21 protein-coding genes are annotated in these 21,894 nt (G+C 72.1%); 8 read left to right on the forward strand and 13 right to left on the reverse strand.

Annotation, left to right across the window (positions count from 1 at the left end; all coding sequences use genetic code 11):
* Positions 1 to 40: 40 nt before the first annotated feature.
* Positions 41 to 1,276, reverse strand: coding sequence for a lactonase family protein (locus ABZ953_RS10735; RefSeq protein WP_361720032.1), 1,236 nt, complete (start codon positions 1,274 to 1,276; stop codon positions 41 to 43).
* A 340-nt stretch (positions 1,277 to 1,616) separates the two neighbouring features.
* Between ABZ953_RS10735 and ABZ953_RS10740 the strand changes: the two genes are divergently transcribed.
* The 4 genes from ABZ953_RS10740 (at position 1,617) to ABZ953_RS10755 (ending at position 4,686) form a co-directional block, all read left to right on the forward strand.
* Complete coding sequence (locus ABZ953_RS10740) at positions 1,617 to 2,294, forward strand: TNT domain-containing protein (RefSeq protein ID WP_361720202.1); 678 nt, start codon at positions 1,617 to 1,619, stop codon at positions 2,292 to 2,294.
* Positions 2,295 to 2,307: 13 nt separating this feature from the next.
* Positions 2,308 to 2,541: a hypothetical protein gene (locus tag ABZ953_RS10745; protein WP_361720034.1), complete on the forward strand. Its 234-nt coding sequence runs from the start codon at positions 2,308 to 2,310 to the stop codon at positions 2,539 to 2,541.
* Between the two features lie 76 nt (positions 2,542 to 2,617).
* Positions 2,618 to 3,478 carry a MerR family transcriptional regulator gene (locus tag ABZ953_RS10750; protein ID WP_361720037.1) on the forward strand — a complete coding sequence of 287 codons (861 nt, stop codon included), beginning with the start codon at positions 2,618 to 2,620 and terminating at the stop codon, positions 3,476 to 3,478.
* Positions 3,475 to 4,686, forward strand: coding sequence for a glycosyltransferase (locus ABZ953_RS10755; protein WP_361720040.1), 1,212 nt, complete (start codon positions 3,475 to 3,477; stop codon positions 4,684 to 4,686). The genes ABZ953_RS10750 and ABZ953_RS10755 overlap by 4 nt, the downstream gene beginning before the upstream one ends.
* Positions 4,687 to 4,705: 19 nt before the next feature.
* Here ABZ953_RS10755 and ABZ953_RS10760 read toward each other — a convergent pair whose 3' ends face one another.
* Positions 4,706 to 5,956 carry an MFS transporter gene (locus ABZ953_RS10760; RefSeq protein WP_361720043.1) on the reverse strand — a complete coding sequence of 417 codons (1,251 nt, stop codon included), beginning with the start codon at positions 5,954 to 5,956 and terminating at the stop codon, positions 4,706 to 4,708.
* Positions 5,957 to 6,135: 179 nt separating this feature from the next.
* Here ABZ953_RS10760 and ABZ953_RS10765 point away from each other — a divergent pair, with 179 nt between their 5' ends.
* On the forward strand, positions 6,136 to 6,390 hold the full coding sequence (locus ABZ953_RS10765) for a hypothetical protein (RefSeq protein WP_361720046.1): 255 nt from the start codon (positions 6,136 to 6,138) through the stop codon (positions 6,388 to 6,390).
* A gap of 2 nt (positions 6,391 to 6,392) precedes the next feature.
* On the opposite strand, the gene ABZ953_RS10770 is transcribed toward ABZ953_RS10765, so the two are convergent.
* The 3 genes from ABZ953_RS10770 to ABZ953_RS10780 all read right to left on the reverse strand — a co-directional run bounded on the left by ABZ953_RS10770 (position 6,393) and on the right by ABZ953_RS10780 (position 9,288).
* Positions 6,393 to 7,409: a glutathione S-transferase C-terminal domain-containing protein gene (locus tag ABZ953_RS10770; RefSeq protein WP_361720049.1), complete on the reverse strand. Its 1,017-nt coding sequence runs from the start codon at positions 7,407 to 7,409 to the stop codon at positions 6,393 to 6,395.
* The gene (locus tag ABZ953_RS10775) at positions 7,406 to 7,708 is read right to left on the reverse strand and encodes a hypothetical protein (RefSeq protein WP_361720052.1); all 303 of its coding nucleotides are present in this window, start codon (positions 7,706 to 7,708) and stop codon (positions 7,406 to 7,408) included. The genes ABZ953_RS10770 and ABZ953_RS10775 overlap by 4 nt, the downstream gene beginning before the upstream one ends.
* 86 nt (positions 7,709 to 7,794) lie before the next feature.
* Positions 7,795 to 9,288: a cytochrome P450 gene (locus tag ABZ953_RS10780; protein WP_361720055.1), complete on the reverse strand. Its 1,494-nt coding sequence runs from the start codon at positions 9,286 to 9,288 to the stop codon at positions 7,795 to 7,797.
* A gap of 108 nt (positions 9,289 to 9,396) precedes the next feature.
* Between ABZ953_RS10780 and ABZ953_RS10785 the strand changes: the two genes are divergently transcribed.
* Complete coding sequence (locus tag ABZ953_RS10785; protein ID WP_361720058.1) at positions 9,397 to 10,005, forward strand: helix-turn-helix domain-containing protein; 609 nt, start codon at positions 9,397 to 9,399, stop codon at positions 10,003 to 10,005.
* Positions 10,006 to 10,034: 29 nt separating this feature from the next.
* Here ABZ953_RS10785 and ABZ953_RS10790 read toward each other — a convergent pair whose 3' ends face one another.
* The 6 genes from ABZ953_RS10790 to ABZ953_RS10815 form a co-directional block, all read right to left on the reverse strand.
* The gene (locus tag ABZ953_RS10790) at positions 10,035 to 10,505 is read right to left on the reverse strand and encodes a hypothetical protein (RefSeq protein ID WP_361720061.1); all 471 of its coding nucleotides are present in this window, start codon (positions 10,503 to 10,505) and stop codon (positions 10,035 to 10,037) included.
* Complete coding sequence (locus ABZ953_RS10795; RefSeq protein WP_361720064.1) at positions 10,502 to 11,077, reverse strand: hypothetical protein; 576 nt, start codon at positions 11,075 to 11,077, stop codon at positions 10,502 to 10,504. Before ABZ953_RS10795 ends, ABZ953_RS10790 begins: the two co-directional genes overlap by 4 nt.
* 149 nt (positions 11,078 to 11,226) lie before the next feature.
* Positions 11,227 to 12,597: a GH1 family beta-glucosidase gene (locus ABZ953_RS10800; protein ID WP_361720067.1), complete on the reverse strand. Its 1,371-nt coding sequence runs from the start codon at positions 12,595 to 12,597 to the stop codon at positions 11,227 to 11,229.
* Positions 12,598 to 12,641: 44 nt separating this feature from the next.
* Complete coding sequence (locus tag ABZ953_RS10805; RefSeq protein ID WP_361720205.1) at positions 12,642 to 13,481, reverse strand: carbohydrate ABC transporter permease; 840 nt, start codon at positions 13,479 to 13,481, stop codon at positions 12,642 to 12,644.
* A 10-nt stretch (positions 13,482 to 13,491) separates the two neighbouring features.
* Complete coding sequence (locus tag ABZ953_RS10810; RefSeq protein ID WP_361720070.1) at positions 13,492 to 14,487, reverse strand: sugar ABC transporter permease; 996 nt, start codon at positions 14,485 to 14,487, stop codon at positions 13,492 to 13,494.
* A gap of 10 nt (positions 14,488 to 14,497) precedes the next feature.
* Complete coding sequence (locus ABZ953_RS10815; RefSeq protein ID WP_361720073.1) at positions 14,498 to 15,820, reverse strand: sugar ABC transporter substrate-binding protein; 1,323 nt, start codon at positions 15,818 to 15,820, stop codon at positions 14,498 to 14,500.
* Positions 15,821 to 15,993: 173 nt separating this feature from the next.
* On the opposite strand from ABZ953_RS10815, the gene ABZ953_RS10820 reads away from it, so the two are divergent.
* Positions 15,994 to 17,322, forward strand: a complete 1,329-nt coding sequence (locus tag ABZ953_RS10820; protein WP_361720076.1) for an ROK family protein — start codon at positions 15,994 to 15,996, stop codon at positions 17,320 to 17,322.
* 42 nt (positions 17,323 to 17,364) lie between these two features.
* Here ABZ953_RS10820 and ABZ953_RS10825 read toward each other — a convergent pair whose 3' ends face one another.
* A complete protein-coding gene (locus ABZ953_RS10825) occupies positions 17,365 to 17,574 on the reverse strand; it encodes a hypothetical protein (RefSeq protein WP_361720079.1) in 210 nt (69 codons plus the stop codon).
* Between the two features lie 110 nt (positions 17,575 to 17,684).
* Positions 17,685 to 19,721, reverse strand: a complete 2,037-nt coding sequence (locus ABZ953_RS10830) for a hypothetical protein (RefSeq protein WP_361720082.1) — start codon at positions 19,719 to 19,721, stop codon at positions 17,685 to 17,687.
* A 293-nt stretch (positions 19,722 to 20,014) separates the two neighbouring features.
* Here ABZ953_RS10830 and ABZ953_RS10835 point away from each other — a divergent pair, with 293 nt between their 5' ends.
* Complete coding sequence (locus ABZ953_RS10835; protein ID WP_361720207.1) at positions 20,015 to 21,778, forward strand: ABC transporter ATP-binding protein; 1,764 nt, start codon at positions 20,015 to 20,017, stop codon at positions 21,776 to 21,778.
* The last annotated feature ends 116 nt before the right edge of the window (positions 21,779 to 21,894 follow it).

Below are 21,894 nucleotides of genomic sequence, written 5' to 3' on the forward strand. Positions count from 1 at the left end.
ACGGGCACGTACGAATGAACGCCTCGCGGCAGTGCTGCACTCAGAGCGGCAGCGCGCATACCGCGATCGGCGCCTTGAACGGCTTGCCCGTGAGGCGCAGATCTCCGGTGCGCTCGTCGACCTGAAAGACACTCACCGAATGCGACTTCTGGTTCGCGGTGAACAAGAGCCGCCCGGACGGGGAGAGCGCGAGCTGTCGCGGAAAGTCGCCGTCGACGGAGACCGTGTCCAGAAGTCGCAGCCGGGCGCCGCCGCGCTCGATCGCGTACCGCGCGATGCTGTTGTGCCCCCGGTTGGCGAGGAAGGCGAAGCGGCCCTCGCGCGTCACCACGATCTGGGCCGGATAGTTGGTGCCTTCACCGGAGCCCGTCGCCTGCGGCTCGCCCGGGGTGAGGCGGCCGGTGGCGGGATCGTATCCGCAGACGACGACTGTGTCGTCCACTTCGTTGGCGAGGTACGCGAAACGGCCCGAAGGGTGGAAGGTGAGGTGGCGGGGGCCCGCGCCCGGCCGCACGGTCACGTGCGAGACGCGGCTGAGCGTGCCCGCCTTCTCGTCGAGGCGGTACGTATAGACGGTGTCGTTGCCGAGGTCGACTGCGAGTACGTGGCGGCCGTCCGGGGCCGTGCTGATCTGATGGGCGTGCGGCCCCTGCTGGCCGGGCCCCGGCGGCGGCGCGGAGTGCTCGACCAGGTCGGTCCGCTCGCCCAGCGCGCCGGACGCCTCGACGGGGTGGACGGCCACACTGCCGGAGGAATAGTTGGCGCTGAGCAGCCACCGCCCGCCGGGGTGCACGGAGAGGTGGCAGGGGCCCGCGCCCCCGGTGTCGCGGGTGCCGAGGACCTCGTGGTCGCCGGACGGCGAGAGCGCGACAGCGGTCACGCCGCCCTTCGCGCGCTCGTTGACGGCGTAGAGGGTGCGGCCCGAGGGGTGTAGCGCCAGATAGGAAGGGTCGGGGACGCCGGTGAGCGTGCCGGTGCCGGTGATGCGTCCTGTCACGTCGTCGTACGTCGCCAGGCCGATGCCCCCGCCGCCGCCCTCCTGGGAGGTGTATGTACCCAGGAACAACTGCCGTTCGCGGCGCGGCCGGTGGGCGGCGGAGGAGGCGGTGTCGCGGTGGGCGCGCTCGGGGCGCTCTCGTTCCGCCGCGGTCGGCGTGGCGCAGCCCGCCGCCGCCGACACCGCGCCCGCGGCGGCCACTCCCGTCAGTGCGCCGATGAACCGCCGCCGCCCGTGGCCGCTGCCAAAAACCGTGGTCGGCCCTGCTCCACTGGTCATGCCCGCACCTCTGTCATGCCTGCACCTCGTGCGTCGGTGGTGACGGATGTGGCAGACACAGTGTCCCGTACATGATGGGAGGGGCAAGGGTGTCGTGGGCCGTGTCCGATGTGTGTCACGGGGCGGGCCCGTGGAACCGGCCGGGCCGCGCGTCGGAGGACCGCTACGGGGGGATTTCGGCCATCAGAGGGCGTCCCTCCCGACGAGTTGACCACTGAGAGCCGCTGCTCTTATACGGTGTGCGCCGCACCTGACGTCGACCGCATACGCAGTGCGGTCAGCACGGACCGACCCGACCGCGCGCACCCGCATGAGGAGTTGCCGAGTGGACCACAGCCATGTGATCCGAATACGTACTGTCCTGGCCGCGTTGGCCGTCGCAGGCGCCACAGCGGCCGCCCCCGCCGTCAGCACGGCCTCCGCCGCACCGGCGCCCCCGGTGAGCGCCGCCGCGGCGCACGACCCGTGCACGGGAGAGTTTCACGATGACGCCCGGCTCGGCCCGGCCTGGCTCCCCAAGCAGTGGCAGCGCCCCGTCGGACCGCTCCTGAAGAACTGGAAGCGGACGGGCAAGCTGTCACCGCAGGCCTTCCTCAAGGAGTACTGGGAGGGCCCCGCGGAAAGCGGCAGCTGGAAATACCCGCCCAACGACGGCTTCGGCACCGTCAACGGCAAGGTCGACAAGCACCGCGAGCGCCTGGAGCGCGGCCAGAAGCTGGACCGCTTCGGCTCGGAGTACGGCGGGTACCTCGCGCCCGCCGGGGACTCCTACGCGAAGCGCGCACTGCCCCCGCAGAACCTCAACACCCGCGACGCCGCCTTCGCCTGCGACTACCACGTCTACAAGGTGATCAAGCCGTTCCGCGTCTGGCAGGGCAGCATCGCCCCGTGGTTCGAGCAGCCCGGGAAGGGACAGCAGATCAAGCTGGACCCGGCCTTCGTGGACCCGGGCGAGGGGCAGCGCCTCAATGTGAAGTGGCTGCTGGAGCACGGCTACCTGGAGCAGGCGAAGGTCTAGGGTCTATCGCGACATGGACGTCCGAGAAGCAGCGGCAGCCCTGCGCGCCGCACACGTGGCCGACGGCTACTACTGGATCGAGGGCGTCCATGAACCGGCCCCCACCCCACCCGACTTCGTATATCTGCGCAGAGCCGACGGCGGGGCGTGGGAGGTCGGAACGTACGAACGGGGCGTGCACCACCCCCTCGCCCGGCACATGGACGAGGCGGCGGCCTGTGCTCATCTGCTGCGTCAGCTGATCTGAGAGCCTGCCTCGGCACCCCCGGTTGACCCTCACGTCGCGTCAGGCTGCAGGCTTGCGGTGACGAAAGGCGAGGTCCATGAGTTACACCGTCGGTCAGGTCGCCGGATTCGCGGGCGTCACCGTCCGCACCCTGCACCACTACGACCGGGCCGGGCTGCTCACGCCCGGCGAGCGCAGCCCCGGCGGCTACCGCTTGTACAACGACGCCGACCTGGCCCGGCTGCAACAGATCCTCTTCTACCGCGAGCTCGGGTTCACCCTCGATGAGACGGCCGGGATTCTCACGGGTCCGCAGGCCGACGCCCTCGGCCTGCTGAAGGCCAGGCACCGGGCGCTGCGCGAGCAGATCGACGATCTTGAGCGCCTCGCGGAGGTCACCGAACGGGCCATGGAGCTCCAGCGGACCGGAGTGAGCCTCAGCCCTCGGGAGCGGTCCGAGGTGTTCGGTGAGATCACCTTCGACCTGAGCTACGCGACCGAGGCCGAGCTGAAGTGGCAGGACAGCGCGGGGCACCGGGCAGCCATGGAGAGCGCCGCCACGCACTCGAAGGAGGACTGGGCGCGGCTCATGGGCGAGGCCGCGCAGTGGCGGCAGGAGCTGCTCGCCGCCTTCGACGCCGCAGAGCCCGCGGCGGGCGCACGGGCCCGTGACCTGGCCGAGGCGCACCGGCAGCACCTCGCCCGCTGGTTCACCCCGTGCCCGCTCGACATGCACCTGCGCATCGCGGACGACTTCGCCGACGACCCGCGAGCCTTCGCCCTCGTCGTGCCGACGTCCCAGCAGCGGCCGGGGCTCGCCGCGTATCTGCGTACGGCGGTACGCGCCAACGCGGAGGCCCGGGGCAGCCAGGAGGCCCGGCATGAGCAGGAGGCTCGACATGAGCCTGAGAGTGACCCTCACCCTAAAGGTGAGATTGAGGGTGGAGGAAACCGATGACCCGCATTCTGATCGCCGCAGCCGGTTCGTACGGCGATGTCGCCCCCTACACCGGCCTCGGCTTCCGGCTGCGCGAAGCCGGACACGATGTCGCGCTCGCCACGCACGGCACGTTCGCCCCGCTCGTCGAAGCCGCGGGCCTGAAGTTCCGCGAACTGCCCGCCGATACGGACGACCAACAGCGTGCGGACGGGGGCAAGGAACTCATGCGGGCCGCCGCGGTCTTCGTGCGCGCACTCGGCGGCGGCCTCGTCGACGCGGCCGTGCGCGGCGCCGACCTGTTGGTGCTCTCCACGACGACGGCGCCGCTCGGCTGGCAACTGTCCGAGGCGATGGAGATACCGGCCCTCGGGGCGTACCTCCAACCGGCGCACCCCACCCGGGCGTTTCCGCCCGTCGTCGGGGCCGCGCGGTCCCTCGGCGGCTTCGGGAACCGCGTTCTCGGCGGGCTCGCGCTGCGCATGGTCGACCGCGTCTACGCCGACGCCGTACGCGATCTGCGCTCCCGCCTCTCGCTGCCCGCCGCCACGCCGGGCCAAGTCCGCGCCCGGCAGGAGCGGGCGGGGTGGCCCGTGCTGCACGGATTCAGCCCCGCCGTGGTGCCGAGACCCGCGGACTGGCGGGCCGGGCTCGACGTCGTCGGCAACTGGTGGCCGCACCACGACCCGGCGAGCGGCCTGCCGCCGGACCTCGACGCCTTCTTGCGCGCCGGGCCGCCCCCGGTGTTCATCGGGTTCGGCAGCATGGCGGGCGGTGACGGCGAGCGGCTGAGCGAGCTCGCGGTGCGGGCGCTGCGCGCGGCCGGGCTGCGGGGCGTGCTGCAGGCGGGCCGGGCCGGCCTCGCGGCGTCCTGCGACGACGTCCTGACGATCGGTGAGGTGCCGCACGCCCTGCTGTTTCCCCGGGTGGCGGCCGTGGTGCACCACGCGGGCGCGGGCACCTCGGCGGCGGCGCTGCGCGCGGGCGTCCCGGCCGTCCCCGTCCCGGTCACCGCGGACCAGCCCTTCTGGGCCCGCCGCCTCGCCGCACTCGGCGCGGCGACCGACCCCATCCCCTTCAAGGACCTCACCGCACCCCGTCTCGCGGACGCGCTCGGGCGAGCGGTGCGAGAGGAGACGTACGGACGGGCGGCCGCGGGCCTCGCCAGGACCATGGCCGCGGAGGACGGCGCGGGGCAGGCCCTCAAGGCGGTCGAGCGGCTGGCCTAGGGCGCTTCCGCAGAACGCCCTAACGGGCGGGAACGCGCACTGCCTCCGGCGCCGAACGGTCGGCCCGGGGCAGCAGCAGCGGGGTGGCGAGCAGGAGAAGACCGGCGACGGCGATGGCGGTGCGGGGGCCGGTGAGACCGGCGAGCAGACCCCACAGCGCGGTCATGGCGGCGACGGTGGCCTTGCTGCTGACCGACCAGGCGGACAGGGTGCGGGCGACCCGGTCCGCCGGGGTCCGCGCAAGCCGGTACGTGGCGTACACCGGGTTGAAGACCCCCATGCACGTGATGAGCCCGAATTCCACGGCCACGACGAGGAGGAGCCCGGCGGCGCCGGGCTGTACGAAGGCGAGCCCGACGGACCAGCAGGCGCGCAGCGTGCCGGCCACGAGCATGACCGCGCGCTGCCCGTAACGGGCGACGAGGCGTCGGGACAGCCGCGCGCCGACGAGGCCGCCCAGGCAGGGCAGCGCGAAGGCGAGGCCGTACTGCCAGGGCGCGAAGCCGAGGGGGCCGAGCATGAGGACGGCGAGCGGCGGCGAGGCTGCCATGATCAGTCCGCTGACCAGGACGGTGTTGAGGAACAGCGGCCGCAGAGCCGCGCTGCCCAGAATGAACCGCCAGCCTTCGAGCACATCTCCCGCGCGCAGCCGCCTCGCCTCCCCGGAGCGCACGGGAGGTGTCTGCTCGTCGCCGCTGCCGCCGATCGCCCAAAGGCCCACCGCGGAGAGCAGATAGCTGACGGCGTCGGCCGCAACGGTCAACAGCGGGCCGAACAGGCCGACCGCGGCCCCGCCGAGCGGCGGCCCCAGCATGGTGGCCGTCCAGGCCGTCGACTCGAAGCGGCCGTTGGCGACGAGCAGGTCCTGCGGGGCCACGAGCGTCTTGAGATACGCGCCGCTCGCCGCCCCGAACCCGATGTCGGCCGCGGCGACCACCACCGAGACGACGAGGAGCTGCGCGAAGGTGAGCAGGCCGAGCACGAAGGCGACTGGCACGCTCAGCAGCGCCGCACACCGCACCAGGTCCATCGCCACCATCACGGGCCGCTTGCGCCGGACCTCCACCCACGGCCCGAGCGGGATCGCCGCCGCCGCGCCCACCGCGAGCCCCGCGGACGCGAGCACCGCCACCTCCGCCGACCCGGCGTCAAGGGTCAGGATCGCGATCATGGCGAACGCGTCGAACGCCAGCCGCGTCCCGAACGTGCTGACCGTGTACGCCGCCCACAGCCACCCGAACCGTCGCCCCAGCGACCGCTTCCCCGCCATGCCCCGCCGCTCCTCGAAGGACTCACCGGGCAGCCTCGTGCTGCCGCATGACATCCAAGCGAGCGACCGGTCCGCTGATCAAACAACTGCTCGGCCCCGGGTCACAACCACGCGTTGGGTAGCCCGAGCGGCCGACAGGCGAGGTGGCCGCGCCCGGTCACCGTGGAAGGCTTCCAGGCATGACCGAAGCGTACTTTTACATGGCAAACCCCCGTATCACGGTCCTCGGCGTCCAGCCGGGGCACCCGCCCTTCCGCATCGTCGAGATCGACGGCCAGGTCGTCGGCAAGGCGAAGACCGTCACGGACGTCCTGGACGCGGCCGCCATGGCGGGCATCACCGTGCACGACCTCGACGACCCGGACGCGGTGCGCTGGGTGGGCGGCGACCAGTTCACCTGGCAGCAGGTCCCGGGCCGGGCGGAGGAGCGGTGACTTCAGGGCCGCCCGGTGGCCGGCACCTCCTCCCCGGCAGGCACGGGCCCCGGCGGTGTGCCGTCACCGAAGGGCCGCCCGCCCAGCTCCTCCCGGTGATGCGGCGTCAGCCACTCGGCGAGGTCCGGGCCCAGCGGCACGATGCCGGTCGGGTTGATGCCCGCGTGCACTTGGTAGTAGTGGCGCTTGATGTGGTCGAAGTCGATGGTGTCGCCGAACCCCGGGGTCTGGAACAGATCGCGGGCATACGCCCACAGGACCGGGTCCTCGGTCAGCTTCCGTACGTTGCACTTGAAGTGGCCGTGGTAGACGGCGTCGAACCGCACCAGCGTGCTGAACAGGCGGATGTCCGCCTCCGTGAGGGTGTCCCCGACGAGATAGCGGCGGCTCGCCAGGCGTTCGGAGGTGAGCTCGAGACGGCGGAAGACATCGCGGCACGCGGATTCGTACGTCGACTGGTCCGGGGCGAAGCCCGCGCGGTACACGCCGTTGTTGACGTCGCGGAAGATGCCCTCCATCACCGAGTCGATCTCGTCGCGCAGCGGTTCGGGATACAGGTCGGGCGCCCCCTCGCGGTGCAGGGCGGTCCACTCCGTGGCGAAGTCAAGCGTGATCTGCTGGTAATCGTTCGTGACCAGCTTGCCGCTCGGTTCGTCGACGACCGCGGGGACGCTGACCCCTCCGGGATAGCCGCTCTCCCGTGCCTCGTACGCCTCGCTCAGGAAGCGGATGCCGAGGACCGGGTCGCGGTCGCCGGGGTCCAGCGTGAACCGCCAGCTCCGGTCGTCCTGGATCGGGTCGGTGACGCCCAGCGAGAGGGCGCTCTCCAGGCCGAGCAGCCGCCGTGAGACCAGCGAGCGGCCCGCCCAGGGGCAGGCCCGGCTCACCACCAGGCGGTAGCGCCCCGCCTCGACGGGCCAGCCGTCGGCGCCGTCCGCCGTGATCCGGTCCGCGAAGTGGCTCTTGGAACGCTTGAACTCCTTGTGGCCGTACGAGGCGTTGCCGTCGTCCGCGCTCATGACTGACTCCCCTCTCGGGCGCAGGACCGGGTCTTCGGGACCCGGCCGGAATGGGTGTCCCCGTCGGCGGTTCGCGGGGGCGGTGCCAGGTCGTAGATCCGGTCGATGAGCACTGCCTCGTTGCCCGCGAAGCCCGCGCGGCGCAGTGCTTCGTCCGCCTCCGCGATCGGCCCGGCAAGCAGCGTCGCCGCGGCTACCGGGGAGACCGACGCGGAGTCGGAGAGCGCGGCGCGGGCGGTGTGCAGCAGACGCAAGCAGGCCTGGGCGGCGAGCAGTTCCTCGGACGTCGTGCCGGTCATGTCGAGCGACTCCTCTGCGCTGGGTGGCGTGTACGGCATCGCGGGATGCCACCTCCACTCTTGCGCACGGGTCTGACAACGGCGCTCTACGCGCCCGTGGCGCGGCGGGTGAGCCGCAGCGTGAGGCCGTCCGGCATCAGGGTGAGCCGCTCGGCGATGCGCAGCCGGTAGCCGGGATCGGCGTGCAGGTCGTAGCGGCGAAGGAGCAGTCCGAGCACCAGGGTCGCCTCGTGCAGGGCGAACTGACGGCCGATACAGGCGCGTGCGCCGGTGCCGAACGGCTTGAAGACATGGGCGGGCCGGGCGCGTACGGCCGAAGGGGCGAACCGGTCGGGGTCGAACTCCTCGGGGTGCTCGCCCCACGCCGCCGGATCGCGGTGCAGCATCGTCGCGAGGACCAGCGCCCACGCGCCGCGGCGCATCGGATGGACGCCTCCGAGGACGGTGTCCTCGCGTGCCTCGCGGGCGAACCCCGGCGCGGTCGGCCAGAGCCGCAGCGACTCGTCGAGCACCCGCCGCAGATAGCGCAGCTTGGCCACTTGCTCGTACGCGGGCTCGTCCTCGGCGCCCCAGACCTCGTCGACCTCGGCCCGCGCGCGGGCGAGCACCCGCGGGTTGCGTGAAAGGTAGTGGAGCGCGAACGACAGGGCGCCGGACGTCGTCTCGTGCCCGGCGACCAGGAACGTGATGACCTGGCGGCGGATGTTCTCCGGAGTGAGCCGTTCCCCGGTGTCGGGGTGGGCGACGTCCAGCATGCGGTCGAGCAGGTCGCCGTGGCCGCCCCGGCCGGGCGCGGCGCGGCGGGCGGCGACCACCGCGTCGACGGTGTGGTTGAGGTAGGCCATGTCGGCGTCGTTGCGCCGGTCGGCGCCGCGCAGCAGCAGCGGGGTCAGCAGCGGCGGCACGACGTTGCGCCGCTGGGCGAAGGAGAGGGTGCCGACCATCGCGGACACGAAGGGATGCGGTGCGGACCGTTCGAAGGAGCCGAAGTCGTGCCCGAAACCGGTGCGGGCGATCGTCTCGAGGGTCAGCTTCGTCATGTCGCCCGGCACGTCCACGGCCCGGCCCGCCGACTCCCGCTCGTCCCAGCGCGCCGTCAGCCGGCGTGCCACGTCCAGCATCAGCGGGTGATAGCCCGCCATCGCCTCGCGGCTGAACCCGGGCGCGAGTATGTCGTGGGCCAGTTGCCAGTTGGGCTCGTGGTTGTACGCCGTGAAGAGGCCGTCGCCCGCGACGGGGCGCAGGTTGGCGACGCCGAGGCCCACGTGCTTCGCGAACCGCGACTCGTCGGCCATGTCCGCGGCGAGACCGGCGCCCCACACGAAGACGAACTCCTTGCCGAACGCCTTGCGCCGGAAGATGGGGCCGAGCCGGCGGGCCAGCTTCATCGAATCCTGCAGCGGTGTCCGGACATTGGCGCCGAGCACGTCGCCGAGGAGCGGCAGCCGGCGCGGCGGATGCGGTATCCGGTGCAGCTCGGGCCAGCCGAGTTCGGCGCTGCGGAAACCCTTCTGGAGGGGGCCGGGCGCGCCCGGCCCGTCCGGACTGTTCGCCGCCGCGGACCGCGTCGTCTGCGCCATGTGCCCATCTCCCTTGTCCGACGGGCCCGTTGGGCCTGTTGTACGTGGATTCAATAGGAGATCCCAGTCTGGTACCGCTATTGAATTCGCGTCAAGTAAGGTGCGTGCATGGCCGCGAACCAGCAGGAGCGCACGCGCCGCAGACTGAGCACCGAGGAGCGGCGTGAGCAGCTGCTTTCGGTCGGGGCGCGGCTGTTCGCACAGAAGCCCTACGACGACGTGTGGATCGAGCGGGTCGCGGAGATCGCCGGTGTCTCGCGCGGCCTCCTGTACCACTACTTCCCGACCAAACGGGACTTCTTCGCCGCCGTCGTGCACCGTGAGAGCGAGCGCATGCTGCGCCTGACGGCGGCCGAGCCCGGCTTGCCGGTGCACGAGCAGATCAGTACCGGCCTCGACGCCTTCCTCGGCTATGTGGAGAGCCACGCACAGGGATTCCGCGCCTTCCACCGGGCCGAGGCCGCGGGCGACCCGCTGGTCCGCGAGGTCTACCGCAACGGCCTCGCCGCCCAGGAGCGCCAGATCCTCGCCGCTCTCGCCGCGGACCCGGGCGCCGCCGACATCACCCAGGACCTGCCCGCGGTGCGTCTTGCCGTGCGGGGCTGGCTCGCGTTCATGGTGGCGGTCTGCCTGGAGTGGCTCCAGGAACCGGACCTGACGCGGGAGCAGGTGCGGGACTTGTGCGCCAAGGCGCTGCTCGGCGCGATCACGCGCTGAGGCGGGCCCGGCAATCAGGGAGCCGGGAATCAGGGAGCCGGAAAGCCCGCCAGGAAGTGGTTCAGGAGCGTGCGGCGGGACTCGTCGGTGGCGAGGCGGTCCGCCGCCCAGAGGAAGAAGTCGTCGGCGAGCGCGTCGACCCAGTCGTAGGCCGGGTCGAAGGGGCCGGTGTCCGGTGCGGGGTAAGGGAGTTCGAACTCGTACTCAGGGCCGCCGCCGGAACCGCCGGAGCCTTCGACGGTGAACCGGCGGCCGCCGCTCGGCAGGTCCGCCTGCCGCACGGTCACCGTCGCGCAGTCCCAGCGGCGCGCCCCGTACTGCAGCCAGAGCGTCCCGGCCTCGGGACCCGCCGCGTACAGCGCTGCGGCCGCGTGCTCGTCGTGCCCGGGCAGGTGGACGAAGCCGTGGCAGGGGCCGCCGGGTGCGGGGGAGAGGAGCCCCGTCGCGGGGGCCAGGTCCCACACCCGGCCGTGCCGGTCGTAGTCCGCCAGACGAGTCATCGGCCGCGCGGTGCCAGGCCGAGCTCCTGGTCCACGGCCGCGCTGCTCCGGGTGGCGGCCTCGATGACCGCGCTCCAGCTGCCGTACTTCGCGAACTGCTGGTCCGCCGTCGGGCCCAGCGGGTTGCCGTACTTCTTCATGTTGCGGGCCTCCAGGGCCTGCACGGCCTCGGGCGACATGCCCGCGCGCGTGATGTCCTTGGCTTCGTTGCGCATGTCCACGAGCTTGCGCGCGATCTCCTCGTCCGAGGCGCCCGAGGCCCGCATGTCGGCGGCCACGGACTCCATCTCGTCGAGCAGACCGTGGTAGCGCATCCGGGTCTCGCGCGCCTGCTCGCGCTCCTCCGGAGTCATCTCCCGGATCATGCAGACGGCGGCGTCGTCGCTGGTGCAGGGCGCGAGCACGACAGCCGAAGCGGCCGGGGCCTGGGCGGCGTGGGCCTGCCCCGGGGCGACCAGGAATCCGCTCGCCGCGGTCAGCAGGGAGAGAAGGAACAGGGTGACGATGCGGATCAGCGGGTCGGTGCGGTGGAGCGGAGGTCGCATGGCTGTGGGGACGGTCGTCGTCAGCATGGGGGGAGGTCTTCCTTCGCCGGGGGAGCCCCGATAGCTGGGGCAAACCGGACGTTATGCGGACGAGGTGAGGCCGCGCGCGCATGGCGACAGCGCGTACGGGTGACCGTGTGATCGACCTGAGCCCGCGGCCCGCACCCCGCCCCCGCTCAGGCAGCCCGCGCGGTCCCGAGGCGGTGGGCCCGCACGAGGTCCGCGTAGTGGCGGCCGCTGGACTTCACCGTGCGGCGCTGGGTGGCGTAGTCGACGTGGACCAGGCCGAAGCGCTTGTCGTAGCCGTAGGCCCACTCGAAGTTGTCGAGGAGCGACCACGCGAAGTAGCCGGCCAGCGGGGCGCCCCGGCGGGCGGCGCGGGCGCATGCCGTCAGGTGCTCGCGCAGGTACTGGGTGCGCTCCACGTCGTCGACCGTGCCGTCGGCGCGCACGACGTCCGGGTAGGCCGAGCCGTTCTCGGTGACGTACAGCCTGCGTGCCCCGTACTCGCCGGTCAGCCGCATCAGGAGGCTCTCCAGGCCGTCCGCGTCGATCTCCCAGTCCATGCCGGTGTGCCGGACCTCGGGCCGGTGGACCTGGCGGGCGAACGGTGCGGGGCCCGCCGGGTCGTCGGTGACGATCGCCGGGAAGTAGTAGTTGAGGCCCAGCCAGTCGAGCGGCTGCGCGATGGTCGACAAGTCGCCTGCTCGTTCCGGGAGTTCTACGCCGTACACCTCGCGCATGTCGGCGGGGAAGCCGAGCCCGTGCAGCGGGTCAAGCCACCAGCGGTTGGTGTGCCCGTCGGCGCGCCGGGCCGCGGCGATGTCCTCGGGCCGGTCCGAGGCGGGCCGCACCGGCGAGAGGTTGTTGACGATGCCGACCTGCGCGCCGGGTGCCGCCGCACGGATCGCCTGCGCCGCGAGCCCGTGCCCGAGCAGCAGGTGGTAGGAGGCGCGTACGGCCGCCGTCAGATCGGTCAGGCCCGGTGCCATGCGGCCCTCCAGGTGACCGATCCAGGCGGAACAGAGCGGCTCGTTGAGCGTGGCCCAGTGGGTGACCCGGTCGCCGAGCCGCTCGGCCACCACGGAGGCGTACGCCGCGAGGTGCTCGGCTGTCTCGCGCTCGGGCCAGCCCCCGCGGTCCTGCAGCACCTGCGGCAGGTCCCAGTGGTAGACCGTCGCGCTCGGCGAGATGCCCGCCGCCAGGAGCGCGTCGACGAGCCGGTCGTAGAAGTCGAGCCCCGCAGCGTTGACGGGTCCGTCGCCGCCGGGCACCACGCGGGGCCAGGCCAGCGAGAAGCGGTAGGCGCCGACGCCGAGCTCCCGCATCAGCGCGATGTCCTCGGGCCAGCGGTGGTAGTGGTCACAGGCCACGTCACCGGTGTCGCCGCCGTCGATCGCGCCCGGGACGCGGGCGAAGGTGTCCCAGATCGACGGCGAGCGGCCGTCCTCGTCGACGGCGCCCTCGATCTGGTACGCCGACGTGGCCACACCCCACGCGAAGTCCTGCGGGAGCGCGGAGAGGTCCAGGGAGGAGGGGTCGGTCACGGAGTTCCTTTCGGCAGGTGTCACTTGACGGGTCACTTGGCGGGTCACTTGACGGCTCCGGCGGTGAGTCCGGCGACGAGATAGCGCTGCAGCAGCAGGAAGCCGGCGACGACGGGGATGCTCACGACGAGCGAGGCGGCCATGACCTGGTTCCAGTACACGTCGTTCTGCGTGGCGTAGCCCTGCAGGCCCACGGCGAGGGTGCGCGTGGTGTCGTTGGTCATGACCGAGGCGAAGAGCACTTCTCCCCAGGCGGTCATGAAGGCGTAGACGGCGACCGCGACGATGCCGGGGATCGCTGCGGGCACCACGACACGGAACAGCGCGCCGAGCGGCCCGCACCCGTCGACCAGCGCCGCTTCGTCCAGCTCGCGCGGCACCGAGTCGAAGTAGCCGATCAGCATCCAGATGGAGAAGGGCAGCGAGAACGTGAGGTAGGTGAGGATGAGTCCGGCGCGCGAGCCGAACAGCGCGATGCCCGTGGCGTTGCCGACGTTGACGTAGATGAGGAAGAGCGGCAGCAGGAAGAGGATGCCGGGGAACATCTGCGTGGACAGGACGGTCACGGTGAACACCCGCCTGCCGCGGAAGCGGTACCGGCTGACCGCGTACGCGGCGAAGACCGCGATGACCACCGAGCACAGCGTCGCCGCGCCCGCCACGACCAGCGAGTTCATGAAGTAGTCCGCCAGCGGCACCGTCTTCCAGATGTCGAAGTACGGCCGCACGGTGAACCCGCTCGGCATCCAGCGGAACGAGCCGGACACGTCCTGCAGCGGTTTGAGGGAGCTGCTCACCATCACGTAGACGGGCAGCAGGACGAAGCCGGTGAGCAGCGTCAGGAAGATCCGCCGTGACCACAGGAACGAACGTGGCGCGGCCATCGGCGAGCGGCTAGACATCGGCGGCCTTCCTTCCCCGCGAGGTCGCCAGGAGGTACCCGGCCGTCACCAGGAGCAGGAAGAGCAGCAGCAGGACCGACATGGCGGAGCCCGTGCCGAAGTTCCAGGTGACGAACGACGACTGGTAGATGTGGAGGGAGATGAGGTCGGCGGCCTCGGGCGCCGACCTGCCGAACAGGACGTACGGCGTGTTGAAGTCGTTGAACGTCCACAGGAAGAGCACCAGGACGAGGACCTGGTTCACCGGCCGCAGCGACGGCAGCGTGATGCGCCGCACCTGCTGCCACATCCCCGCGCCGTCGATCGCCGCCGCCTCGTACTGCTCCTTGGGAATGTTCTGCAGCCCCGCCATGACGATGAGGAAGGCGAACGGCCAGCCCTTCCACACCGATACGGTAAGGAGGGCGATGAAGCTGTTGTCGCCGATCAGCCAGAACGGGCGGCTGTCGGTGAGCCCCAGCTGGTCGTGGACGACGTGGTTGATCAGCCCCGTGTCGCGCTGGAACATGAACGACCAGGTGATGACGGCGGCGTACACCGGCAGCGCGTACGGGATGAGGAAGACGGCCCGCAGCAGACCGCGGCCGCGGAAGTGCTCCTGCATGAAGACCGCCGCCGCGGTGCCGATGAGCCAGCACAGGCCCACGGAGAAGACGGTGAACGCCACGGTGACGAAGAACGAGTGCAGCAGCGCCTCGCCGACCGGGGCGTCGAAGTCCACCGACAGCTTGTAGTTGTCCAGGCCGGTCCACGGCGCCGTGCCCCAGTCGCGGATGAAGAACTGGGTGAGTTCCTTGAAGCTCATCACGATGCCGACGGCCATCGGCACGAGATGGACGACGAGTTCGAGGAGCAGCGCGGGGAGCAGCAGGAGGTAGGGGAGCGAGACGCGGCGCAGGCGCGCGGGCAGGCGCAGACGTAGCCTACGCCTGCCCGCGGGCGGCTCGGCCCGCTCCTCGGGCTTGGGCGGTGTGGTGAGCGTGGTCATGGGACAGCGCTCAGCTCTTCGGCATCTGCTGCTGGGCCTTGGACAGCTCGGACGTCACGGATTCCGTGGTCACCGCCCGCCCGGCCGCCGCGTCGGCGAACAGCTTCTTGATGGCCGTGCCCACCGACGTCTCGAACTGCGACTCGTTGGGCACCTGCGGCAGTGGCGCCGCGCTCTTGCGGAGCGTGTCGCGCAGCACGGCGGTGTCGGCGCGGTCGAAGGCGGCGTCCTCCTGGGCCGTTTCGACCGGCGGGATCGATCCGTACGCCTTGTTGAGGTGGGCCTGCTCGGCGTCGCTCGTCATGAACTTCACGAACTTGCGCGCACCGTCGAGGTTGTCGGTGTTCTTGAAGACGGCCATGTTGATGCCCGCGACCATCGAGTTGACCCGCCGGTCAACGCCGGGCTTGCCCGACGCCACGGGTACGGGAGCGACACCCCACTCGTCGGGCTTCATGCCCTGGGCCTCGAACGTGGTCGCGGCGGCCTGCCAGAGCACCATCGCGGTCTTGCCCTGGGCGAAGTCCCGCAGCGACTGGTTCCGCGCGTACTCGGCGTTGCCCGGCGCGACGATCTTGTCCTTGGCCATGAAGTCGACGTACTGCTTCACGGCGGCCACCGCACCGTGCGAGGTGAAGGTCGGCCTGCCCTGCGCGTCGAAGAAGTCGGCGCCGTGCTGTTTGCCGAGGGCGAAGGCCTGGTGGATGTTGTTGACCAGGTTCGAACCCTCGGCCCCCAGGGCCCACTTGCCGCCCTTGGAGAGCTTCCTGCCGTCGGCGACCAGCTCGTCCCAGGTGGCCGGCGGCTTGCTGATCCCCGCCTCCTCGAACATCGCTTTGTTGTAGTAGAGGGCGTACGACAGGGAGTACAGCGGCACCGCTGCCGGGTCCTTGCCCGCGGCGCCGGTCGAGCCGAGCGCCGCGTCGACGAAGCGGTCCTTGCCGCCGATCGCCTTGAAGTTCTCCGTGTCCCAGGGCAGCAGGGCGCCGGACGCCTGCAGCGAGGACGACCAGGTGTTGCCGATGTTGAGGACGTCGGGGCCCTGGCCGGAAGTGGTCGCCGCCAGGATCCGGTTGAGCAGGTCGGACCAGGGGATCACCTCCAGCTTCACCTCGATCCCGGTCTCCTCCTCGAACTTCTTCAGCTCGGGCGTGAGGATCTTCTTGTCCGCCGCGATGTTCGGTCCTTGGTTGGACGCCCAGTACGTCAGCGTCCTGGGCGAGGCGTTGCTGCCCTCGCCGCCTCCGCCGGTGCCGCCGCCGCAGGCCGTGAGGGTGGCACCGGTGAGAGCGGTCACGGTGGCGAGAGTCGCCACAGCTCGGAGTCTGCGCATGGCGGATCCGTCCCTTTCGTGGTTGTTGGCAGGGAATGTGAACGGGCATGGGAGCGCGCCGAGTTCGGCGTCCGAACGAATTCACGGCTTAATTTAGGACGTGAGTTAAAACCTGAGAGATAGTCGCGTCAAGGGGTCGCGCACGGGTATGTTGCCGACCGGAGAGGAGCCACATGGCCGAGCGGAGCAGTCGAACGGTGCGCGACCTGCGCGTGGGCAACCGCGCCTCGGTACTGCAACGGTTGTATTTCGGCGGGCCGATGAGCCGCCAGGCGCTCGGACCGGCGACCGGCCTGAGTTCGGGCTCCGTGAGCAACGTCGTCGCCGAGCTCACCGCGGACGGTCTCCTGGAGGAGGCGGGCAGCGTCGAGTCCGACGGCGGGCGCCCCCGCACGCTGCTGCGCGTCGCGCCGTCGAGCGGCCGCCTCATCGGGGTCGACGTCGGAGAGACGCGCGTCCGGGTGGAGGCCTTCGACCTGGGCCTCACGGAACTCGCCCGCACGGAACGCCCGTTGACCGAATCCGGCTACGACGTCGCGACCATCGTCCGCCACATCGGAGAAGGCGTGGCGCAGGTGACGGCGGAGGCCGGTATCGGGCCCGGCGCCCCGGACGGCTCTCTGATCGGCGTAGGGGTGGGCGTGCCCGGCATCGTCGACCGCGACGACGACGGCAGCACAGTGGTGCACGGCCAGACCATCGGCTGGGACGCCGTCCCGCTGGAACGGCTCCTGCGTGAGGCCGTCGAACTACCCGCCGACACCGCCTACTTCGTCGACAACGGCGCGCGGGCCCTCGGCCAGGCCGAGATGTGGTTCGGCGGCGGACGCGGCGTGCGCGACGCGGCCATCGTGCTGATCGGCTCGGGCGTCGGCGCCTGCGTCGTCACCGGCGGTGTCATCCACGGCGGCGCGCGGGGCGGCCCCGCCGAGTGGGGCCACCTGACCGTCAGCGTCCGGGGCCGCCGCTGCCGCTGCGGCGCGCGGGGCTGCCTTGAGGCGTACGCGGGAGCCGAGGCCGTCCTGGCGCGCTGGCAGGAAGAGGGCGGCATACTGCCGCCCGGCGCCGACGAGGAGACCGCCGTGAGCGTCCTCCTGGGGGCCGCGTACCCGCAGGACGGCACCGCGCCGGATCCGGTCGCCGTCGCCGTGCTCGACGAGACCGCCGAGTACCTCGGCGCGGGCATCTCCGACCTCGTCAACCTCTTCGGCCCCGAGCGCGTGCTCGTCGGCGGCTGGGCGGGCCTCCAGCTGGGCCCGCACCTGCTGCCCGCCGTCCGGCGGTACACCGGCGCGTACGCGCTGCGCCATCCCGCCGCCCGCGCCACCGTCGAACTGGGCCGACTCGGCCCTGACGCGGTCACGGTGGGCGCGGCGACGCTGCCCCTCGCCGACTTCTTCAGCCGCGGCGGCCGCCGCCGCGCGACACAGCCCCGGACGGAGACGTCGACGCGGGCCGTGCCGGGCTGGCAGGTGATGCTGGAGGGGCGGGGGGTGCGGTGAGGGGCGGGGGTGCGGTGAGGGCCGGGCGGGAAGGGGGAGAGGTCAGTTCACCTGCGTCCAGCCGTCCGGGGACATGGTGAGATTGGCGATCCCGCGGTAGACCTTCCGCTTCCAGAGGGTGCTTCCCTCGCCGTATTCAGGGAGCGCGTCACGGGCTTCCTCCTCCGTGTCGAAGGCGTACTCCTTTCCTTCGCCGGTTCGAATCTTCCATTCCTCTGCGGGCATCCCTGCAAGACCTGGCCCGATCGACATGTTTTCTCCCTTTTTCGCAGGTCTCCGAGTCTACTTCGGTACGGATTGCGTCGCTTTCTGCCGGAGGCATGCTCGGGGGGCGCCTCGCCCCTTTGGGAGGTGTGCCCCGCCTAAGCCGACGGCGGGCCCGTCTCGATGTCCGCGATGAGCTGGTGGATGAGTGCGGCGCCGGGCGGCCCGGCCACGGCCGTACCCGCCGCCCCGAGTGCCCTCGCCGCCCCCGCGACGCCGAGGGCTCCGGCGAGCGCCTTGTGGGCGCGGCGCCAGGCGCGGCTGCGGCGGCCGCGCACATGGTCGACGAAGGCCTGCGCGTACTGCGTCATGGAACGGGTCCAGAGGTCGTGCCGCGGCTGCGGGCCCGCCGACGCGCGACGCACGCTGCGCCACGCGTCGGAGGGCCGCACCCTGGCCTGCGCCACGGCCAGCAGTGCCCAGCTGACGGCGGCGGCCGGGCCGTGCTCCGCGTGCACCGGAATCGTGTCGGCGGCCTCCCGCAGATGGGCGATGGCCCGTTCCGTACTGCCGTCCTCAAGGGCGAGTGCGCCGAGCACGTGCGAGACGCGCCCGACGGTGGCGTCGTCACCCGCGAGCACGCCCACGCGCCAGGCCTGGCCGAGCAGTTCGGCGGCTTCCGGCGCGTCGGTGCACACGGCGAGCCAGCCGGACAGCCACAGGGCCTGCCCCGACCTGCGGGCGTCGGGCTGGGCGAGCGGCAGCAGCCGCCCCAGCAGGGAGCGCCCCTCGTCGGCGTGGCCGCAGACCGCCCACCAGAACCACAGGTCGACGGCGAGCGCGAGGGCCGCCGACGCCTGGTCGGAGCCGCTCGGTTCCCGGGCGAGGGCGGCACGGAGCTCGGCCTCGTCGTCACGTACGAGCGAGGCGGCCCGCTCGTGCATCCCGGTGCTCCACAAGTGGTGGGCGGTGGAGGCGACATGGCCGTACCAGTGCAGATGCCGACTGAGGGCCGACGCCGTCTCTCCGGCGGACTGCAACCGTTCGGCGCCGAAGCCGCGGGCCGCGGCGGGCATCCGGTAGCGGGGGGTGAGGACACCGCCGGGGTCGCCGACGGGTTCGAGGACGGAGGCGAGGACGAGACGGGCCAGCGTGGCGGGCACGTCCTGCGCGTCGACCCCGCCGCCCGAGCACACGTACGCGGCGGCGTCCTCGTCGAAGCCGCCGGTGAACACGCTCAGCCGGGCCCACACGGTCCGCTCCGCAGTGCCGCACAGCGCGTACCCCGCGCCCACCGCGGCCCGCAGCGAACGGTGCCTGCGCAGCGGCGCGTCGGCCACGCCGAGCCAGCCCTGCGCGGACTCCAGCATCCGCGCGAGCTGGGCCAGCGGATACTGCGCGGCCTGGGCCGCCGCCAACTCGACGGCCAGCGGCACGCCTTCGAGCCGTCGGCAGATGTCGCTCGCGAGGCGCAGCTCGTCGGGGTGGTCGCCGCGGGCGGGGCCATCACGTTCGCACGCGGGGCCGCCGTCCTGGCCCGAGTGGCGCCGGGCGGCACGCAGCCGCTGCAGGAACAGCGCCACGGCGGGGCCCACGGCCTGCTCCGCGCCGCCGTCGGTCTCGTCGGCCCCGCCATTCCCGCGACCCGCGACGCTCAGCGGCCCGAGCCGCAGCACCACCTCCTCGCCGAGGCCCAGTGGATGCCGCCCGGCGGCCAGGACCCGTACCCCCGACGTGTCGTCGAGGAGCGCCCGGACGAGCCGTACGCATGCGCCGCGCACCGGATCGAAGTCGTCGAGGACCACGAGGAGCCGCCGGGACCGGAGCCGCGCCACCAACTCCGCGACACCGACCGACGCCCCGGCCTCTCCGGCCCCTCCGGCCCCTCCGGCCACGTCGGCCATCGCATCGGCCACCGTCTCCGCGACGGACCGTCGGCGCGCGGGAGTCCCGTCCCACCACCGCACCCGCACCACGCCGTCCGGCATCGAGCCGCCCGCCGCGACGGCCGCGTGCTCGGCGAGCAGGCTCTTGCCGACGCCGGCCCCGCCGACCACGGTGACCAGCCTGCCCCGGGCGAGCAAGCCGCGCAGCGCCCCGAGTTCCTCGCCCCGCCCGACCAGCGCGCCGGTTGCCCGCCCCGACCGCTCACAGCGCCCGGCGTCCTCGTCCAGGTCCCGTACTCGCACCCTCATCACTCCGCTCGCGCCCTCCACCGCCGCCCGTGCAGAATCGTCACTGCACGGAACTCGGCTGACTGTCCAACTCCTCTTCGGTTGCCGGAGTACCGAAGTGCGGAGCCGAATCACACGGGGGAGTGGCGCGTCGCACACCCATACGGACACTCGTACGGAACCTGTGTGCCGCGTCAGTCAGGTGGATCTCGCCGTACCGCGTCCTGCCGGACGTGACCGACGCTTCCCCCGCCCCAAGACCCGCCCCCGCCGGAACCGAGTCGGCCGGCAAGGCCGCCGACGCACCGGAGCGACTGCCCGCCAAAGAGACCTGGCGCGCCCTGTACCGGCACTTCAGGCCGCACCGCGGAGCCGTCGCGCTGGGCGCCTTCCTGACGCTGATCGGCTCGGCGACCGGCCTCGCGCAGCCGCTGGCGGCCAAGTCCCTTGTGGACAGGCTCGGCAGCGACGACTCCATCACCGGCGTCCTGGTGCTCCTCACCGCCCTGGTGTTGCTCGGCACGGCGATCGAGTCCGTCGGCGCGTACGTCCTCGAGCGCACCGCCGAGTCCGTCGTGCTCGCGGCGCGGCGCACCCTCATCGGGCGGCTGCTGCGGCTGCGTCTCGCGGAGGTGGAGCGGACCCAGCCGGGTGACCTGATGTCCCGCGTCACCTCGGACACGACGCTGCTGCGGGCGGTGACGACCCAGTCCGTGGTGGCCGCCGCGTCCGGCGGGCTCACCTTCCTCGCGACGATCGTGATGATGGGGCTGATGGACCCGGTGCTGCTCGGCGTGACGATGGGGGTGATCGTGCTGATCGGTGGCGCGGTCTCCCTGGTCATGCCAAAGATCGCCCGGTCCACGGAGCGGGCGCAGGAGGCGGTGGGCACCATCTCGACCGCCCTGGAGCGGGCGTTCGGCGCCTTCCGGACGCTGAAGGCATCCGGCGCGGAGCAGCGCGAGGCGGCGGCGGTGGAGGCGGCCGCGCAGGAAGCGTGGCGGCACGGGGTGCGCTCGGCGAAATGGCAGTCCCTGGCGTGGAGTGCGGTGGGTCTCGCGGTGCAGGTGTCGTTCCTCGCGGTGCTCGGGATCGGCGGCGCGCGGGTCGCGTCGGGCGCGATATCCGTCTCGACGCTCGTGGCGTTCCTGCTCTTCCTCTTCTATCTGATCGACCCGGTGTCGCGCCTGGTCGAGGCGGCGTCGCAGTACCAGGTGGGGTCGGCGGCGGTCGCCCGCATCGTGCGGGCCGAACGCCTGGAGACCGAGCGGACGGAGGCAGGGGGATCAACAGGGGAGCCGGTACGGGCCGCGCACCGTCCCGCGCCCCCTTCGGGCGCGGCTTCGGTCACCTTCGAGGACGTGACCTTCCGCTACCGCGACGACCTTCCGTACGTGCATCACGGCGTGCACTTCGAGGTTCCGGGGCCGGGCATGACCGCGTTCGTCGGACCGTCGGGCGCGGGCAAGACCACCGTGTTCGGCCTCATCGAGCGGTTCTACGAGGTGACGGGCGGCCGGATCCTGGTCGACGGCAGGGACGTGCGCGAATGGCCCCTCGCCGAACTGCGGGCGGCCATCGGGTACGTGGAGCAGGACGCCCCCGTCCTCGCGGGCACCCTGGGCGAGAACCTCCTCTTCGCGGCGCCGGACGCCACCGACGCCGAGGTCAGGGACGTTCTGGCACGCGCACGGCTCGACGCCGTCGTCGAGCGGCTGCCGGAGGGCCTGGACACGGTGGTCGGCCACCGGGGCTCCAAGCTGTCCGGCGGCGAGCGGCAACGGGTGGCGATCGCCAGGGCCCTGCTCAGAAAGCCCCGCCTGCTGCTGCTCGACGAGGCGACCTCACAGCTCGACGCGGTCAACGAACTGGCCCTGCGGGACGTGGTGGACGAGGTGTCCCGCGAGGTCACCGTCCTGGTCGTGGCGCACCGTCTGTCGACGGTGACGATGGCGGACCGGATCGTGGTGATGGACGCGGGAAAGGTACGGGCGGTGGGCACGCACGCCGAACTGGTCGCGGCGGACCCGCTGTACGGAGAGCTCGCGGCGACCCAGTTCCTGGCGACGTCGGCATGACCGAGAGCCCGCGGCCCTCCAGGCCGACGCCCCAGCGGCCCACGCGCCCCGCCCCCTCGCACCCCTCGGTCCTCATCAGTCCCTGGTTCGTGCCCGGCATCCTGCAACCCGTGGTC

This window comes from Streptomyces sp. NPDC046465 (assembly GCF_040646035.1).
In the GTDB taxonomy this organism is placed as follows: Bacteria; Actinomycetota; Actinomycetes; order Streptomycetales; family Streptomycetaceae; genus Streptomyces.